The 15,578-nt window shown below is 50.5% G+C and carries 21 protein-coding genes; 3 read left to right on the plus strand and 18 right to left on the minus strand.

All coding sequences use genetic code 11. From position 1 onward, the window contains the following. Positions 1–21: 21 nt before the first annotated feature. From xseB to LQV63_RS28135, 18 genes are all read right to left on the minus strand, one after another. Positions 22–264: an exodeoxyribonuclease VII small subunit gene (gene xseB, locus LQV63_RS28050; RefSeq protein WP_407672978.1), complete on the minus strand. Its 243-nt coding sequence runs from the start codon at positions 262–264 to the stop codon at positions 22–24. A 29-nt stretch (positions 265–293) separates the two neighbouring features. Continuing rightward, entirely contained in the window at positions 294–1,649 is a 1,356-nt protein-coding gene (gene xseA / locus LQV63_RS28055) for an exodeoxyribonuclease VII large subunit (protein ID WP_325175929.1), read from the minus strand. Positions 1,650–1,680: 31 nt separating this feature from the next. Next, positions 1,681–2,538, minus strand: a complete 858-nt coding sequence (gene folD / locus LQV63_RS28060) for a bifunctional methylenetetrahydrofolate dehydrogenase/methenyltetrahydrofolate cyclohydrolase FolD (protein WP_019422915.1) — start codon at positions 2,536–2,538, stop codon at positions 1,681–1,683. A 69-nt stretch (positions 2,539–2,607) separates the two neighbouring features. Next, a complete protein-coding gene (gene nusB / locus LQV63_RS28065) occupies positions 2,608–3,090 on the minus strand; it encodes a transcription antitermination factor NusB (RefSeq protein WP_019422916.1) in 483 nt (160 codons plus the stop codon). 159 nt (positions 3,091–3,249) lie between these two features. After that, entirely contained in the window at positions 3,250–3,480 is a 231-nt protein-coding gene (locus LQV63_RS28070) for a DUF2273 domain-containing protein (protein ID WP_019422917.1), read from the minus strand. Between the two features lie 14 nt (positions 3,481–3,494). Further along, complete coding sequence (amaP, locus tag LQV63_RS28075) at positions 3,495–4,034, minus strand: alkaline shock response membrane anchor protein AmaP (RefSeq protein WP_019422918.1); 540 nt, start codon at positions 4,032–4,034, stop codon at positions 3,495–3,497. Between the two features lie 70 nt (positions 4,035–4,104). Continuing rightward, positions 4,105–4,515: an Asp23/Gls24 family envelope stress response protein gene (locus LQV63_RS28080; RefSeq protein WP_233699184.1), complete on the minus strand. Its 411-nt coding sequence runs from the start codon at positions 4,513–4,515 to the stop codon at positions 4,105–4,107. Between the two features lie 99 nt (positions 4,516–4,614). Next, positions 4,615–5,958: an acetyl-CoA carboxylase biotin carboxylase subunit gene (accC, locus tag LQV63_RS28085; protein ID WP_019422920.1), complete on the minus strand. Its 1,344-nt coding sequence runs from the start codon at positions 5,956–5,958 to the stop codon at positions 4,615–4,617. 48 nt (positions 5,959–6,006) lie between these two features. After that, complete coding sequence (gene accB / locus LQV63_RS28090; protein ID WP_233699185.1) at positions 6,007–6,507, minus strand: acetyl-CoA carboxylase biotin carboxyl carrier protein; 501 nt, start codon at positions 6,505–6,507, stop codon at positions 6,007–6,009. 140 nt (positions 6,508–6,647) lie between these two features. After that, positions 6,648–7,460 carry a SpoIIIAH-like family protein gene (locus LQV63_RS28095; protein WP_233699186.1) on the minus strand — a complete coding sequence of 271 codons (813 nt, stop codon included), beginning with the start codon at positions 7,458–7,460 and terminating at the stop codon, positions 6,648–6,650. A gap of 46 nt (positions 7,461–7,506) precedes the next feature. Further along, complete coding sequence (gene spoIIIAG, locus LQV63_RS28100; protein WP_019422923.1) at positions 7,507–8,172, minus strand: stage III sporulation protein AG; 666 nt, start codon at positions 8,170–8,172, stop codon at positions 7,507–7,509. 204 nt (positions 8,173–8,376) lie between these two features. After that, positions 8,377–9,195 (minus strand): stage III sporulation protein AF, encoded by an 819-nt coding sequence (spoIIIAF, locus tag LQV63_RS28105; RefSeq protein WP_233699187.1) that lies wholly within the window; start codon positions 9,193–9,195, stop codon positions 8,377–8,379. 33 nt (positions 9,196–9,228) lie between these two features. Continuing rightward, a complete protein-coding gene (gene spoIIIAE / locus LQV63_RS28110) occupies positions 9,229–10,479 on the minus strand; it encodes a stage III sporulation protein AE (protein ID WP_233699188.1) in 1,251 nt (416 codons plus the stop codon). A 13-nt stretch (positions 10,480–10,492) separates the two neighbouring features. After that, complete coding sequence (gene spoIIIAD, locus LQV63_RS28115) at positions 10,493–10,882, minus strand: stage III sporulation protein AD (RefSeq protein WP_019422926.1); 390 nt, start codon at positions 10,880–10,882, stop codon at positions 10,493–10,495. 53 nt (positions 10,883–10,935) lie between these two features. Beyond that, positions 10,936–11,139 carry a stage III sporulation protein AC gene (spoIIIAC, locus tag LQV63_RS28120; protein ID WP_019422927.1) on the minus strand — a complete coding sequence of 68 codons (204 nt, stop codon included), beginning with the start codon at positions 11,137–11,139 and terminating at the stop codon, positions 10,936–10,938. Between the two features lie 11 nt (positions 11,140–11,150). Beyond that, on the minus strand, positions 11,151–11,708 hold the full coding sequence (spoIIIAB, locus tag LQV63_RS28125) for a stage III sporulation protein SpoIIIAB (protein WP_325175931.1): 558 nt from the start codon (positions 11,706–11,708) through the stop codon (positions 11,151–11,153). Beyond that, entirely contained in the window at positions 11,668–12,675 is a 1,008-nt protein-coding gene (spoIIIAA, locus tag LQV63_RS28130) for a stage III sporulation protein AA (RefSeq protein WP_233699190.1), read from the minus strand. The genes spoIIIAB and spoIIIAA overlap by 41 nt, the downstream gene beginning before the upstream one ends. A gap of 163 nt (positions 12,676–12,838) precedes the next feature. Beyond that, a complete protein-coding gene (locus tag LQV63_RS28135) occupies positions 12,839–13,108 on the minus strand; it encodes a YqhV family protein (RefSeq protein ID WP_019422930.1) in 270 nt (89 codons plus the stop codon). A 268-nt stretch (positions 13,109–13,376) separates the two neighbouring features. Here LQV63_RS28135 and comA point away from each other — a divergent pair, with 268 nt between their 5' ends. From comA to LQV63_RS28150, 3 genes are all read left to right on the plus strand, one after another. After that, the gene (comA, locus tag LQV63_RS28140; RefSeq protein ID WP_233699191.1) at positions 13,377–14,198 is read left to right on the plus strand and encodes a phosphosulfolactate synthase; all 822 of its coding nucleotides are present in this window, start codon (positions 13,377–13,379) and stop codon (positions 14,196–14,198) included. Between the two features lie 61 nt (positions 14,199–14,259). Continuing rightward, positions 14,260–14,982 (plus strand): 2-phosphosulfolactate phosphatase, encoded by a 723-nt coding sequence (locus tag LQV63_RS28145; protein WP_019422932.1) that lies wholly within the window; start codon positions 14,260–14,262, stop codon positions 14,980–14,982. A gap of 113 nt (positions 14,983–15,095) precedes the next feature. Beyond that, the gene (locus LQV63_RS28150; protein WP_019422933.1) at positions 15,096–15,557 is read left to right on the plus strand and encodes a DUF441 domain-containing protein; all 462 of its coding nucleotides are present in this window, start codon (positions 15,096–15,098) and stop codon (positions 15,555–15,557) included. Positions 15,558–15,578 lie beyond the last annotated feature (21 nt).

Genomic DNA, 15,578 nt, shown 5'->3' on the forward strand with positions numbered 1-15,578 from the left:
AACGATCCGGCGGGATGAGGATTAATCAATGACACCACCCTCTTCTTCAGGGCTGAACGGCTGTCGTTTCAATTCGCCGTTCTGTTCAGTCAGCATTTCGATCTTGCGCTCCACTTGCTGAAGCTTCTCGGAGCAGAACTTGGATAAGCGCATTCCTTCTTGAAATAGATCGATGGCTTGCTCAAGGGGAGCGTCACCACCCTCTAACTGCGAGACAATCAGTTCCAGTTTTTCTATCGCCGCTTCGAAATTCAGTTCTTCCATTATTTCGACTTCGCTCTTTGCCATGGGAGTTATTCACGCTCTCCTTTCATAGACCATACTTGACAATTCAATTGGCCGTCGCTTAATTTCACATTGACCACGTCTCCAAGCTGAACGTCTGCAATGGTACGTATAATTTTGGATTCCTGTTCGTCGTACACGAGGCTGTAGCCGCGTGACATGATCTTGAGCGGGCTAAGCGCGTCAAGCTGGCGCATATGGCCGCCAAGCACCATCTGATGCTGTCTCATCTGAGCCGCCATCGTACCTTGCAACTGCCGCTCAGCATTCGTCAGCCGCTGCCGAGCCGTGCGAATCTGATGGACTGGGGTCTGCTCACGCAGACGGCCGCGCAGTTCCTTCCAGCGTTCTTCCGCTTTGCCGATGTGCAGCACGGACCGATAGTGCAGTTGTTCGGTCAGTCGTTCCAAGCGATCTGCCTGCTTCAAGGTCAACTGCTCCGGTCTTCTCAACATGGAGGATTGCTGTGCGCGCATCAACCGCTCTTGATTGCGGTTCAGCAGACGGTTCATCCCGTGCTGCAGCCGCTGCTGCATATGGAGCAGATGCTTGCTCAGCTCCTCATGATGGATGACGGCAAGCTCCGCAGCAGCCGTCGGTGTCGGCGCGCGCAGATCGGCCACAAAGTCCGCAATCGTAAAGTCTGTCTCGTGTCCCACTGCCGAAATGACCGGAATGGAAGACCCGGCTATGGCACGCGCCACGATCTCTTCGTTAAAAGCCCACAGTTCTTCCAGTGAGCCGCCCCCGCGGCCAATGATAAGCACGTCCGCCTCTTGATGGCGATTCATCGCTTCAATCGCCGCAGCGATCGATGCGGCTGCTTGGGTCCCCTGCACAAGAACGGGATAGAGCAGCACAGACATTCCGGGCTGTCTTCGCTTCAGCGTAATCATAATATCGCGGACTGCCGCACCCGTAGGTGACGTAATGACACCAATCGCCTTGGGGAATCGCGGTAGCGCACGCTTCCGTTCCTCTTCGAACAATCCTTCCACTTGCAGCCGTTCCTTAAGCTGCTCATATGCCATGTACAAACTTCCGATGCCGTCGGGCTGCATGTGCTGCGCGTAGAACTGGTATTGACCGTCCCGTTCGTATACCGTTACATATCCGCGCGCAATCACTCGAGTCCCTTCCTTAGGACGAAAAGCAAGCTTCTGATTATGGGAGGCAAACATAATCGTTCGAATGCGGCTATCTGCATCCTTCAACGTGAAATACATATGACCGCTGGAATGGTGCGTGAAGTTCGATATTTCGCCGCGCAGCCATACATCCTGCAGCATGGCGTCCCCTTCCAATTTCATACGGATATATCGGTTTACATCCTTAATGGACAGTATTCGCGTTTCTGAGGACACGACTTTTGCCTCCTTTCTGTACCCGCTCCTGTTACTGAATCTGATGAACCCGTTTCGCTGCCTTCAGTGTATTCACCATCAGCATCGTAATCGTCATCGGGCCGACCCCGCCAGGCACCGGTGTTATCCAACTGCATTCCTCCACCACATCATCGAAGTTTACATCGCCCACTAACTTGCCGTTCTCCAACCGGTTCATGCCTACATCGATGACGACGGCACCCGGCTTAATGAACGAGCGATCTACGAAATGAGCTTTACCGATAGCGACAACCAATATGTCGGCCATGCGTGTAAGCTCACGCATGTTATTCGTACGGGAATGGCACATTGTGACGGTAGCGTTCTCTCTTTGCAGCAAGAGCGAGATCGGCTTTCCGACAATGTTGCTCCGTCCGATGACGACGGCATGCTTTCCTTCGATTGGGATGCGATTGCGTTTCAGCATCTCCATCATGCCTGCTGGCGTGCATGGCAACAACGACTCATCGCCGATTACCATGTTGCCGACGCTGATCGGATGGAACCCATCGACGTCTTTTTCCACGGAAATGGCATCAATTACGGCCTTTTCGTCAATATGCTTCGGCAGAGGGAGCTGAACGAGGATGCCATGAATGGTTCCCTGTTGATTCAGTTGATCCACAAGACCTAGCAACTGCTCTTGTGTCGTATCATTCGGCAGACGATGCACCTCGGAATAAAATCCAAGCTCGAGGCATGCCTTATGCTTACTGTTGACATACACTTGCGAAGCCGGATCTTCACCAACGAGCACAACGGCCAGTCCCGGCTGAATTCCAAGTTCCTGCAATCGTGCGGTTTCCTGTTTAACCTCTTCGCGAATCGTGCGAGATAAAGCTTTACCATCCAATACAGATGCTGTCATCGTCTACTCCCCCATTCATGAATCCACTGATGTCGTCATCACTGCTCTAACCAATCCGATGCCAGCTCTCTACTCTTCGATCTCGGCCTCTTCGGTGTCGGCTTCTGCGGATACTTGCGAGCGTTCGCTATCCCGCATCAGTTGACCGAGCACGCCGTTTACGAACTTGCCTGATTCATCCGTGCCGAAGTGCTTCGCCAAATTGATGGCTTCGTTAATTGCCACCTTCGGAGGAACGTCATCACGGAACTTCATTTCATAGCAAGCAAGACGCAGAATTTGTCTGTCGACACGCGATAGCCGGTCCATTTGCCAATTTTTTAAGTAATGCGCCAAAATCATATCGATTTCTTCGCGCTGCTTCCAAGTAGCATGAACCCATTCTAGAACATGCTTATGCATAGCCTCAGCATGCTCGGGCTTAACGCCGATTTCATTGTCTTGGTTCGATTCCGTGACGATCATGGCAACCGCTTGTTCCGGGGTTACCTCCGTCATTTCAAGCTGATATAAGCTCTGAATAGCCATCTCTCTGGCGATGCGTCTTTTCATTATTTATCCTCCTGCGTATAAAGCGTCCGGCAACCCTATAGCTTCCTTATTTACTAAAAGTGACGAACTGATTCATTTAAAAAAATCCTATGCCCGCTCCGATTGTCTTCCGTCGGTCATCACCGGCGATCAAGGCAGTCGTTCGGAGCGTCCATAGGACTACTTCAACCTTCTCCAACGTTCAGACAACCATGAACCGATACGTTGCCACGGGAACATGGGGCCCAAATGTAAGTCTTTCTGTCTGCCTACATTGTATCCGATGAATACAAGCAGCGCAAAGAAGAGCATATCCCAAAAGCCGACCATCAAATACAGCATGCCAAAAAAGATACCTGCCGCGATGCCGATGATGCGTCCCCCGTGACTCTCCCAAATCTCTTTCCACATGGAAAGCTCACCACCTATTCAACGCGCGCTTTGAAGGTTTGCGTCTGTACGATATTCGCGACATATACCGATACGTATGAGACCGGAATCCCTGTAATCTCTTGAACATAATCTCGAACTTGGCACTGCACTTCCTCCGTCATGCTGGGGATCGCCGTTTCTCCATCGACGACGGTGCGGATCATAATATCGAGTCCCGCTTCATTTGTACGGATGCGAGCCTTCAAATCCTTGACGCCTCTTACGCGAGCTGCCGCTTTGAGAGCTACATTTTCTATAGTTTCCAAAGAAATCTTAATATCGCCGATATCTGTACGCTGATCGATCGACGGCAGGGATGCACGCTCGCGGCGAATGGATACGTAGAAAAAACGCACGCTCAGTAAAAATAAAACGGCGGCCGTCGCAATAACGGTCGTCTGAATCAAGAACGGTTCTGTAAAGTCAATCGGTCTGCCCATTAACCCCAATGCCGCCAATATGGCCGCTACCGAGATGGCACCGATGACAAAACTATACACAAACAACAAAAGCCTGTCCACAATTCTGCTCACGTTAGCCCGTGCCTCCTTGTTGAATGGCAGTAAACCCCCTGCCACCAGGAGGGGGTTTAACTTATCATATTTACTTCACTCGTATTGGATTATCAACTTCCTCCAGCTTCTCCTGCGTCTTGAAGTGCACATCGTGAACATGCACATTCACTTCCACGACATGGAGACCCGTCATTGTCTCGATGGAACGCTTGACATTCTGTTGAATCTCATCAGCCACGGTCGGAATGCGGTGACCATATACAACGATAATATTTACGTCCACAGCCGCTTCGCGCTGCCCGACCTCAACCTTTACACCTTTAGACAGGTTCTTGCGACCCAGCAGCTCGGCGATATCGCCTGCAAAGCCGCCGCTCATACCAGCAACACCCTCTACTTCAATTGTAGCAAGTCCTGCAATGACAGTTATGACTTCTGGCGCAATTTGAATATTACCTAGGTCCGTACGCTCAAAATCCGGAACGATCGTCTGATTCATCCGTCACACACTCCCCATTATTTTATGCCTTGAGGCGATTCTTGTCCGTTATTATTCTAACTATATCATTTGTCCATTTCTATGACAAACGACTCAATGCTATACCTCATGCTCTTCCAAAAACTTGATGTCAAAATCACCTTGCACGAAATTCGGATGCTGCAAGAGACGCATATGGAACGGAATCGTCGTATGGATGCCCTCGATGGCGAACTCGGATAACGCCCGCTTCATGCGCTCAATCGCTTCTTCCCGCGTTGGCGCCCACACGATAAGCTTCGCTATCATGGAATCGTAGTGAGGCGAAATAACATATCCCGGATATGCAGCGCTATCCACCCGCACTCCGAAGCCCCCTGGAGGCAGATAGAAATGAATCTGTCCAGCTGACGGCATAAAGTTGCGTGCCGGATCTTCTGCGTTCACACGGCATTCTATCGCCCAACCATCAATCTGAACATTCTCTTGACGGAAGGATAAAGGTTCGCCTTGAGCTACGAGGATCATTTCTTTAATCAGATCGATTCCCGTAATCATTTCCGTGACCGGATGCTCAACTTGAATCCGTGTATTCATTTCCATGAAGTAAAATTGACCGTCCGGTCCCAGCAAAAATTCCAACGTCCCTGCTCCGGAATAATCAACGGCTAGAGCCGCACGCACGGCAGCTTCCCCCATACGCTCACGAATATCCGGTGTCAAAATAGAACAAGGCGCTTCTTCGATCAGTTTCTGACGGCGCCGCTGAATGGAACAGTCACGTTCACCTAAGTGAACAGCATGACCGTGTTTGTCCGCAATAATCTGGATTTCAACGTGTTTCATCCCCGTCAAAAGTTTCTCTAGATAAACTCCGGCGTTTCCGAATGCTCTTTCCGCTTCTTGTTGAGCCGTAGTCATTTGCTTCACGAGCGAGTCTTCATTCTCGGCAATCCGAATCCCTTTACCACCCCCACCGGCTGTCGCCTTGATGATGATGGGATAGCCGATGTCACGAGCGATCATTAACGCTTCATCCATATCTTCCACCAGACCGTTAGAACCGGGGATAACCGGAACCCCCGCATCCTTCATCGTCTGCTTCGCAACCGCTTTGTCCCCCATACGCTCAATGGCGTCGGAAGACGGTCCGATAAACGTAATGCCGCACGATTCGCAAATATCCGCAAAATCAGCGTTCTCCGCTAGAAATCCGTAACCTGGATGCACGGCATCACATTCGGTCAACGTAGCAACACTCATAATATTGGTGAAATTCAAATAACTCTCTTTGGATGATGTCGGTCCGATACAATACGCTTCATCAGCCAATCGTACGTGCAGAGCATCGCGGTCTGCTTCAGAATATACAGCTACGGTTGCAATCCCGAGCTCTCGGCAAGCGCGAATGATACGAACAGCGATTTCACCACGGTTAGCAATAAGAATCTTCTGAAACTTCATCCTGAGACCTCCTTGGCTTGGCATTTGATTCGGAATGGGGATCCCTCGTCATTCCGGCTTCACCAAGAATAAAGTCTGGCCGAATTCGACCAATTGCCCGTTCTCTACAAGCACTTCAACGATTTCACCTTTGACTTCGGCTTCAAGCTCATTCATCAACTTCATCGCTTCCAATATGCATACAACCGATTTCTCATTGATCTTATCCCCTGTGTTAACGAAAGACGGAGCTTCCGGAGACGGCGCACTATAGAACGTGCCTACCATCGGCGATACGATCTTGTGCAGTCCCGCCTGATCTGCCACCTGGGCAGCGGACGCTTCCGCAGGCTTCTCAGCAGCAGTCTCTACTGCTGCAGCAGGTTGCTGAGGAGCAACCGATACGACAGGATATGTATGCTGTGCAGGTGCAGGTTGGACGCTGATAACTTCGGTTTTGCCTGGCTTGCGAATGGATAGACGGTAACCTTCGTTCTCGATTTCCAGTTCATGCACAGAAGTCTGGTCCAACAGCTTTATCAACTCTTTGATTTCGCTTATCTTGAACAAAACTTTTCACTCCTCGTGACAATATGTATAAAAGGTAGATTCGTTTCAAAGCGGACAATCTACAGACGTATGTATTATATCACAAACGCATCAAATGGAAAGAGCCCAGTTTTGAACTGGGCTTGTTCCTATTGCAAGCGTTACTCCGATACATATTGCACGCTTACCTTATCTTGAGTCACGTCTAACTCTTTCATCAGCTTGTCGATAATGTCGACCGCTTCTTTCACTTCCATCTTGTCGCTTTGCACGACAACTTTGTATCTATCGTTATCTTGCGTAATGACGGCGTTATCGTATTCCTTCTGCAATTCGGATTCCAGGTTCGTAATCTTCGTTTCACGCTCGTCCAACACGTTCATTTCCTCATAGGCTTGGGACCACTTGTCTCCGGTCGTATTAGAGTCGTTAATCATCGCCATGAGCCGCTCCATATCTTGCTGATACTGCTCATTGCGCTGCATTTGCTTCTCTTCGATCATGCTGCGTTTCATAACGCCTTCGGCCTCAATCTGATCGAGGATGGCCTGTTCCTTGTCTCCCGTCTTTGCGTTGCCTGCGGATGCCGTGCCATCTTCCGTATCCGTCTTCGCAGCCTTATCCTGAGGGGTTGCAGCCGCTCCCGCTTGGTCATCCTTAACCTTGCCGGCATCGGTCTGTGTCGTCGCCGCACCATTCGTTCCCGCTCCCTCACCGGTCATGGCGCTTCCTTCCGCGGCATTCCCTGTGGCCTTCGATTCAGCCTCATCACCAGTGGATACCGGAGTCACTTGAATTTCCGGCAGTTGACTTACCTCGGTCGCATCCCCCTTGAGCTGTTCTCCCATTCGGACGTTATCCGCTGTCTCCTGCAGCGGGGATGGCGTATCTTCCGTAAACAAGTAGTATGCGGACAGCACCACCATTAAGCTCAGCATCGAAACCAGCCATATCGTTTGTCTTTTTGTGTTCATCGTTACACTTCCTCCTTCTCCATTCTCGCGTTCTGCCTATTCTTTGCTACTCGGCGATTTTGCGTGGGACGACCGATATGCGGTACGCTGGCACATTCAATCCTTTTTCCACGGCATCGACAATCATCTGCTTCACCACCGCGTTCTCTGCCCCTTTGGCGACGACGACGACTCCGCGCACTTTCGGCTTGATGCGCTTCGTTACAATCGGAGTCTGATTGCCTGAATCCTGGTACATGACAATTTCACCATCGCGCGTGTAATTGGTGACATTGCGTTTGCCTCCGTTTGCATCAGTTTCGTTCGTCTGCTGCTGATTGTCTTTGTAATTGCGTTGAACGATGATCTCTTCGGTCGAATCAATTGTGACAAGCACATCTACTTGTCCGACGCCTACAATTTCTTCCAAGATGCTTTTGACTCGTGATTCAAACGATCTTTCAACGGATTCGAATGCAATCGTAGAAGCTGCTGCAGCTGAATCCTTCCCATCTACCGTTTCGAACGCACCGACTGCCGGAGGCTCCCTGCCCGTATTTTTTTTGCCTGTAAGCCCCCCATTGCTGCTGTCAAACGGTTGAAACGACCCGTACAAGAGGAGTGCCGCACCTACGAGACCGAGAATGAGCAGCCAGCGGAACGTTCGTACGCGCTTCGAACCGTTTGCACCCTTGCCGATCCACTTTTCGACCTGCTGCAACCATTTCGCCAACGCTATCGACCGCCTTTTGCGTAGAATGGACTTGCTCTCACTTGTCCTATTTTCACCTATACGCGTTTCTTTTGTTTTTATGACCGATTTACGATCGTTTTTTTAAAATTAGTACCTTTAGTGCGTGTTCAAAAAGGTCACTTTTCAGCACCGAGAAGTACAAGTTTGCAAGAAAACGATATCGGAAGCATTTCTCGAAAAAGATTAGTATTTGTTCGTTTCTGTCCACTGAATTGATATTTGCTCAGGAGAGACGAGCCAGGAAGCCGTTAACGCCCTGATCGCTTGTGTCTCTATCTCAGCGCTGACTTGTTTTTTTATGATGGATGTCGAGGCAGGCGCAGCCGTCGATCGTTGCGTTGTCGGAGAGCTACCGGAGTCACTGCGTTGTGTTGTATCGACGTGTACCTTTTCAACATTTTGAACGTCTTCAATCGCTTCAATAGGCAATGGAGACACACTTTCCTGACGCTCACGGGCGGAAGGTGCAGACGATGAAGCCGGAATTTCGGCAACCTCTTTCATAATGACCGTTATCCGCTCGATAACAGGCTGCCCCTGCTTGACATCGCGGGATAGCGTTACGTCAATATCCGCTACTTCCGCATGCAACACTTGTTGAGAATCGGAATCCGAATCCGATTCATCCGATGACCTGAGGGCCACACTGAGCTGTTCCTTCATGCGGGATTCGATCTCCAGAGCGGCTAGACGAAGCGCATCTGCCTGCCGTTCCCGCGCCAGCTGCTCCCCTTGCTGTTGTATATTTGCTAAGCTTGTCCGCTCATTCCCCGCAGCTTGCGTGCCGGAAGACAACATCGTATTCCACTGTTCGGCTAATTCATCCGTTACTTTCGCATCGAACAGCTTCAGCACGGGAGACAGCAGCGTAAGTAATATAATCAGGCTCAGCATGAGCTTAACATAACGCTGCATTGTGCGATTCGGCAGCAGCAAGTCTATGAATGTCGCCAGTAGAATGATCATTATTATTTCTTTCAGCCATTGACCTAACCAGCTCATGCCACGAGCTCCTTCCCCACATGCTTGACAACGCTACCTCATCATGACCGTGACGTTACCTGCGGTTAACAGTATCGTAATGGCGAGAAAGAACATTAAGCCCACAGCTGCCATAGCGGCAAACACGTAGATCATGCTGTTGCCGACTGTCTTGAGACATCCGACGACAGGACTGTCGCCGAGCGGCTGCATGACGGCGGAGGATACGTTGTAAATAAGCGCCAGCGTTAAAATTTTGATGGCCGGAAAAGCGCATAAGAACAATAAAATGATGACCCCTGTCAAGCCGACTGCATTCTTAACCAGCAGCGATGCCGAGATGACCGTATCCGTCGCGTCAGAGAATGCGCGTCCCACGACGGGCACGAAGTTGCCTGTAATGTACTTTGCTGTTCGTATCGTGACACCGTCCGTTATCGAGCTCGTAACACCTTGCACGGAGATCACGCCCAAAAAAATGGTAAGCAGCACACCTAGCAGCCCTACGCTAATATTGCGCAGCAAATTGGCAAGCTGCGTCACCTTATACTTGTCCGACAACGCACTGACGATATGAAGAACCGCTGAAAAAAATAGCAGCGGAAACACCCCCGCATAAATCAGCGTGCCGATAATGTGCACCATGAAGACGATGAGCGGATGCATGACGGAGACCGTAACCACACTGCCCATCGAAGCAAGCAGCGTGAATAGGAGCGGCACCATCGCCATCATGAAGTGAATCATGCTCGAAATCGCATCCTTCGCGTATCCAATCGCGATGTGGAAGCTATTGATCGCCAATATAATAATGACCATGTATGAGATGGCGTAGGCGATTTTACTGACCGCATTTCGTTCAAACGCGGTCTGCAACGTCTCCAACACCATGCTGAATACAGCTAATATAACGATCGTCACGATGAGCTTGCCGTTCATGACCACTTCCTGCATTAAGAACATGCTAATCGCTCTCAGCACATTGCCTATTGTAAGCTTCTCCCCGCCGGGAAGCAGGATGTCCACGAAGCTGGGCATGGCATCCTTCGGAAAAAAGCCGCCATATTGGGTCAGCAAATCATTCCAATAGCGCTCAACTTCCCCCGTCTGCAGCCGGTTGGCTTGCTGCTCCACCCAGGCTTTCGTCGCTATGGAAGAAGCAGGCTTTTCCTTATGGGACAGCTCGTCCGGAGCGGCAAATCCAACACCGATAAAGGCGAACAGGAAACAGCACATCATGGCGATCCACGTCCACTTGAGCCTATTCGACTTAGTCAGCGACCTTTTCAATTGGCTTCGATCCATTCGCTCTCCATCCTTACGCCGGAAGCAATCTCATCACCGTTTCGATAATGACACTAATAATCGGGATGGCCAGAACCATGATAAGCACTTTCCCTGCAAGCTCAATCTTTGAAGCGATACCTTCTTGTCCAGCATCGCGCACGACTTGGGCCCCGAATTCCGCGATGTAAGCAATCCCGATTATTTTCAAAATCGTCTTTAAATAGACGGGTTGAATTCCTGAGCGCTCCGCCAAGTCCTCAAGCACATGAATGACGGTTTCTATCTTCCCGATGAGGAAGAGAAAGATTAATATCCCCGCAAAGGCAGATATTAAAAAAGCAAACATCGGTTTCTGCTCTTTTACGACAAGTACCAGAATCGTTGCGAGCAGCCCGAGACCTACCACTTGAATGATTTCCATGAAATCACCTGCCGAGCAGAATCCATTTTAGACCCATTTTTGATCACACATTATCATTGAAACAAGAAGATGGTCTTAATCTCTTGAAAAAGGTGATCCAGCAAGCGGACGACCATGAATAAGACCACGACAAAGCCGATTACCGTCACCCAATGGGCCATATCTTCTTTTCCCATTTGCTTCAGCACGGTATGAATCATCGCAATGATGATGCCGATTCCGGCAATTTGGAAAATGGCGCTAACATCCACACTCATCCCCTGGCACCTCAATACATCAAAATAACAGCTAACAATCCGCTTAATACGCCCAGACTCCGGCACATCGTACCGTACCGTTGATGTTCTTCCCTGGCCGTGCTTTCCTCCTGCTCCAACTGCTTGACGGCATGCCGAATGTGCTTTCTCTGATCCTCGCGATCGCTTACGCCTAAGCTGTAGCCGAGCTCGTTCAAAATTCGTATGTCGTCCTTGGCAAGCGCCGTCTTCCTTCCATTACGCCGCCACGCGTGTTCCCAAGCTTCCCGGGCAGTCAATGGAGGACCATCGGCACCATTCATCGCTTGAGCGGCCTCCGAAAAGATAAATTGAAGCGGAGAAGGCATTTGCCTGCTGATGTCGGTAAACGCGGTCGAGAGCGGCGTATGACCGTACACAATCGCCGTCTCCAGTCGTTGAAGCGCATGATTGAGCAAACGCAGCTGCTTCGGACGCGCCGCGTATTGCGCCGCCTTCAACCAGCCGATGCTGGAGGCCGAGGCGATGAGAAGCGCCGCTCCAAAAAATTTAACGATCGGTGCCCCCTCCCTTCTTGATACCTTGGCTATCCTGCCCCTGCAGTGCCCTGCGCTTCTCGTCGTACACTTTCCGCTGCCATTCGCGCTTGGAACGCTTCAGTACGACGATGCGGCCAAATGCCCCTTCGTCCATCAACTGCTGAATGCTTGGACGCTTTATCAGATCGTCTATATCCGCTCCGTGAGCCGAGGCAATCAGCCTTACGCCCGCATGCATCGCTTCGCGCATCGCATGCAAGTCCTCGTCCCGCCCGAATTCGTCGACGATGAGCACATCAGGAGACATAGAGCGAATGAACATCATCATTCCTTCCGCCTTCGGACAGCCGTCCATGACATCGGTCCGGTAGCCTAAATCATAGCTTGGTACGCCTTTGATGCACCCGGCAATCTCCGAACGCTCATCGACGATGCCCACCTTCAACGCTTTCCATCTTGCTTCAGGATGATTCCATGCCCCCGTGCCAACTGCACGCGCAATATCGCGGAGCATCGTCGTCTTCCCATGCTGCGGTGGAGAGACAATCAACGTGTGATACACGGTCTGATGTCTGAAATCAAGCATCATCGGCATAATGGAGTCGGCAATTCCTCGCACTTCTCTTGCTATTCGAATATTAAATCCTGTAATCTCTCGTAAATGACTGACACTGCCCTGTGTTAACACGGTCCGTCCCGCCAAGCCGATGCGATGCCCTCCCGGGATGGTCACGAACCCGCGGCGCAGCTCCTCTTCCATCGTATATAGCGAATGATTCGTAATGAAATCGAGTAATTGATGACCGTCCTCACGGCTTGGACGATAGGCCGCATCGGGGTCCTCCGTCACCGTGCCGAGCGGGGTCACTAAATAGAAGTCTCCCATCACGCCGATTTCAAGCGGCCGTCTTTCCCGTATACGAATTTCTTCCAGTTCGGCAAGCATCCGTGCAGGCAGACGCATCAGGACGGATTTCAGTTCCGGAGGCAGCACTGCTGACCAACTCAGAGTATTCATATCTGTTCCCCCCATGCAGACACGCTGCAACGCTGTGTGAGGAGGCACACGTTTTCTGCGTGTAAGGCTGCCTCTGCTTCGACATTGACTGTGTCGCTGCTCGTATCAACATATGTATGGTTCTTGTCCCTCATTTATGCAACAAGCCGCACTATCTATATGTCTATTTCTTGAGAATGCCGATAAGCAGACAAGTTACCCCAACGACGATCCACGCTATTTTGTTCCAGTTGAGCTTGTCCGCCATACCAATTAGTCCGATCGTCGTCGTCGCGATTAATACCATCGGCCCAACCAAAGCAAGCAGCGAATTCACCGCCAGTGCCCGCTCCGGTTGGTTAAGCCTCAGCATAATGATCGCTGCCGTTATTTCCAAACATCCTGACATCACTCTCAGCCCGGCCATACTTGCGACAAATTTATCAATCGACACGGTTCATTCCCTCCTTCCGGATCACATGCGCAGCCCTGAAGCCGCATAAGTTACTTCGTCCCGCTGCCTGTCCTCTCTATGCTGAAACCATTCTATGCTTGCCCATGCCGTTTTAGAGCATCCTCCAGCGTGTTCATCACACTTTTCACATCGTTCTATTCCATCAAATACGGACTTCACATGGTTGAACTAGGCACCTGTCAGGGGCGAACCGCATATATTGCTTCCATGATTCGACTATCCTGCTGACATGAAGGAGATTGTGAACATGAGCTTGACGGACAATCAAATCGAAGCCTGGCCAAGTGCCTTATGCGATCCGAGCGGAGAACGTGAACGCAAGCCGAGAACGTCAGGATTAACGATGGTTATGGACAAAGGGCTGGGGCTAGGCGAATTTACGGATATGCTTGAACTGGCCCATGAGCATATCGATATAATCAAGCTGGGCTTCGGCACCTCAGCTGTTATCCCTCATCGCCTGCTTACCGCCAAGCTGAACGCTGCCAAGCGATACGGAATTACGGTCATGCCCGGCGGAACATTTCTGGAGATCGCGATCGCAAAAGGCATTGTCAAAGATTTTTTTCATATGATGGGAGAAACGGGATTCACAGGTGTGGAAGTGTCAGATGGGACGATTACACTGCCGCGCCAAGTGCGCAACACATTGATCGGGCGGGCACGTGAGCTAGGGTTTCATGTGTGTACGGAGTACGGAAAAAAAGATTCCGTATCATCATTTCACTTGGATGACTTGCTGGAAACCTTCACAGAAGATATCGCGCACGGTTCCGCGTGGATGACGCTCGAAGGAAGAGAATCCGGTATCGGGGTGGGCGTATATGATGACAGCGGCAGCTGTGACACCGCTCTCGTGACCCGAATCATTGAAGCCGTTCACACACCGGAACGGTTGATGTGGGAGGCGCCGCGTAAAGATCAGCAGGTAGCCATTCTTCACACGGCCGGACTCCGCGCCAATATTGGCAATATCGCCCCGCAGGAGATTATCGCGTGCGAGGCGCTGCGTCGCGGCCTTCGTTCCGATACGATGAATCAGCCCGATGTGCTGCGAGGTACAAATTAACCATTTCAGAACGAAAATTCAGAACGAAAAAAATTAATAATCACGGAGGAGGTGGTGATGGTTGCAAGTCGATGTCATTGCAAGCGTAAATGAAGCTCGAGCCATTGATCTTACGCATCGCACCGTCATCGTCATCGACGTTCTGCGGGCGACAAGCACCATCGTTACGGCATTGTCCCACGGTGCATCCGGCGTCATCCCCGTAGAGACGGTCAGTCAGGCTAAGCAGACCGTTCAAACCGGTGATGTGCTTGGCGGTGAGCGTTACTCCAAGAAGATTACCGGATTTGACACCGGCAATTCTCCTTTCGAGTACATGGTGAACGATTATAATGGAAAACGTATCGTCTTGACGACCTCGAACGGAACCCGTGCCATCCAGAAAGCGATGAAAGCCGATCACGTGTTGGCAGGCGCAATGATCAATGCTGCCGCATGCGCTAACGCCGCCTATAAGCTTCGCAAAGATATTGCCCTGCTCTGCGCAGGTACACAGGATACATTTGCTTTCGAAGACGGTCTTTGTGCCGGGTTAATCCTAGCTGAGTTGTATCGTTGTGGGGAAAACGTGCAGGAAATAGTCACGAACGATTACGGCTCTATGATGTATAGCGCCTATCGTTTCCATGAAAACAATATGGTTCAGGCATTAATGAGCTCTTCTGGCGGTAAACGACTATCCAAGCTCGGCTACGCCAAAGATGTCGATTATTGCGCACAGGTCAATGTGAATCCGCTTGTGCCCATCCTAGAGAACAACATCATGAAGCCATTCAATCTATAAGCATTGGGGCAGAGGCGCACATTCTTTCCTGTTCTAAAGTGAGAGGGCTTGTTCATAAGTTTAAATAACAGCACCTTTTCTGCGGAACAACTCTCTTCTGAGGAGCATATTTTATGAATGGCGAGTTCGTATTGCTAACACTTATTATTGTCGGGTTGGTGAGCAGGTCCCCTATTATTACGACGGCCGCTTGTATTTTGCTAATTATTAAACTTGTCCATTTGGAACGATTCTTGCCGACTATTGAACGGCGCGGTTTGGAATTCGGGTTGCTGTTTTTGACCATTGCAGTCCTCGTGCCCTTTGCCGCTGAACGGATCAGCACGCAAGACTTATTGCAGACGCTTACCTCCTGGCCCGGCCTCTTGGCGCTAGCTGGCGGTGCGATTGCAACATCGATGAATGGCAGAGGACTGGATCTATTAAAAAACGATCCGCAAATGATTGTTGGGCTTGTCGCCGGTTCAATCATCGGGATCGTCATGTTGCGCGGCATACCGGTCGGACCGTTAATGGCAGCCGGTATTACCGCATTATTACTGCAAATCAGCAGGTGGATTATAGACAAGTTCTAATATGAGAAATGCTGCGTCTTG

The organism is Paenibacillus profundus, from assembly GCF_021369635.1.
GTDB lineage: Bacteria > Bacillota > Bacilli > Paenibacillales > Paenibacillaceae > Paenibacillus_B > Paenibacillus_B profundus.